Genomic DNA, 1801 nt, shown 5'->3' with positions numbered 1-1801 from the left:
AGTACATATGGACTCAATAATTGTTAAAATTAGATTATCAATAAATTATATATGAAAAAGGTATTTTCAATCGGATTTCTGTTCTTGTTAATTTTATCTATTGGATGTTCTGATACTAATTCTATTGGTGATGATTACGAAGTTTCATATGTTGACATGCCGATTAATAGAAATGTGTATTATAAGAATCAGGGTATATTTGATAATTTGAGTGTCAATATGATTGTTTATAGCAATGATAAAATCCTTGTTAGGGGATATCTATTTAAAAATGCTACTGAAGTAGATAGTTCAAAATATTTATATTATTATATTGATAAAGGAATTTATTCTAGTAACCCAAATCAAATGAGAAGTAATGGGTTATTTGGACCCATTGATTCTTTAGAATTTGGAAATATTAAAAATAGGCTACTTGATTCTAAAACATTGATATGGTAAAATCAACATTGACTCAACTCTCTAAATGACAGATGTCGGTTTTGTCGCAGAAAATAAAAACTATAAATATGATGAGAACGGAACAGAAATAAGGTAGCCGTAAAAGATTACAATGGCTTACAATATGTTAAATCTGTCAAAACGATATATAAGGCCAGTAGGGGAGAAACCCTGAACTATATATGGTGTCACGACCAGAAGCTGAGAAAGGTTTGTGGAGGCTGAATTGCTGGGAGAGATTACAGAAACAACGATTAATTTAACGACAAAGCCCAGATTTTTCTGGGCTTTGTCGTTAACACGGCCTAAACCCTCGGATTAATTTAAAAAAGTTATCAACATTTTCTATAGTGCAATCCCATTACACTGAGTTTGTTTTACTTAGCATTTTAAAAACAAATAAGATGTCAAAAGAAAGATACTCAGCGCTTTATTATTAGTGTTTACTGTTGGAGCAGTAAAAGCCCAAGACGCTAATATTTTAATTGGCCTAAATGGGCCAAGTTATGGAGTTAAAGTTAAAAATAATTTTTCCGGAGAAACTCGAGGCTTTGCTGGAGCTTTTATGCTGAGCAATCAGGATGCTTCTGTTGATTTTTTTAGATTTGGAGTAAATGGAAATGTCTTAAACGGCGTAGGTACTCCGGCATATGGGTATAATAGGGCAGAATTATTCAACTCCTATGATGAGATTTTTGCCGAATGGAGATATCGGAATTGGAACCTTAACACCGAAAGAAAAACTCTCCGTAAACGGCAAGATCCGGGCACAGGGGATCAAAGTTGAAAGGGGGAAGAGTGCTGGGAGGCATTGAAACAAAGGTTGGGCTTCGCATTATACTCCTTTGCAGAGAATAAAGGACATTTGGCTAGACTTTAATACTCCAGGAGGCTATCCTGTTCAATTAGTCAGAAAACCGTAAAAGATGGACAAGTATAAAATATTAATATCAGAAGTAGACAATGTTTTAAGACCCTTGGGGTTTAGGAAGAGCGGACAGACTTTCTTTTATAATAAGGATGGGAACATTGGTATAATAGACTTTCAAAAAGCTAGACGCAGCATTGCTGCGTCTAGCTTTTTCACAATAAATTTAGGCGTATATTCTAATGCTCTCAAGGTGTTTGATAATTTTGATGTGAAATCTAAACCATTAATATCAGACTGCCATTGGAGAAAGCGCATAGGTTTTTTACTGCCTGCAAAAAAAGATTATTGGTGGGAAATAAATGCAAATACTTCCTTACCAGGTTTGATAGCCGAAATAATAAATGTTTTAAGATCATTAGCCATTTATGAAATACAGAAATACATATCAGACGAAGATTTGGAGAAATCCTGGATGGAGGGAATCTCAGA

Annotated in this window: 3 protein-coding genes; all 3 read left to right on the top strand. The window is 34.1% G+C overall.

The window, feature by feature from the left end:
* Positions 1 to 51 precede the first annotated feature (51 nt).
* Positions 52 to 441, top strand: a complete 390-nt coding sequence (locus tag DBR11_RS24295; protein ID WP_108555176.1) for a hypothetical protein — start codon at positions 52 to 54, stop codon at positions 439 to 441.
* 683 nt (positions 442 to 1124) lie between these two features.
* A complete protein-coding gene (locus DBR11_RS30580; RefSeq protein WP_255564109.1) occupies positions 1125 to 1256 on the top strand; it encodes a hypothetical protein in 132 nt (43 codons plus the stop codon).
* 111 nt (positions 1257 to 1367) lie between these two features.
* The coding region (locus DBR11_RS24290) for a DUF4304 domain-containing protein (RefSeq protein WP_146186651.1) at positions 1368 to 1801 on the top strand (434 nt) is incomplete at its 3' end.

The sequence above is a fragment of the Pedobacter sp. HMWF019 genome (assembly GCF_003061025.1).
Classification (GTDB): domain Bacteria; phylum Bacteroidota; class Bacteroidia; order Sphingobacteriales; family Sphingobacteriaceae; genus Pedobacter.
Note: the sequence above shows the minus strand (reverse complement) of the source record. Positions and strands in the feature narration are given on the sequence as shown.

Excerpts from the sequence above, each read along its gene's own strand:
- DBR11_RS30580 (WP_255564109.1), top strand. The coding sequence starts at position 1,125 with ATGATGAGATTTTTGCCGAATGGAGATATCGGAATTGGAACCTTAACA.
- DBR11_RS24295 (WP_108555176.1), top strand. The coding sequence starts at position 52 with ATGAAAAAGGTATTTTCAATCGGATTTCTGTTCTTGTTAATTTTATCT.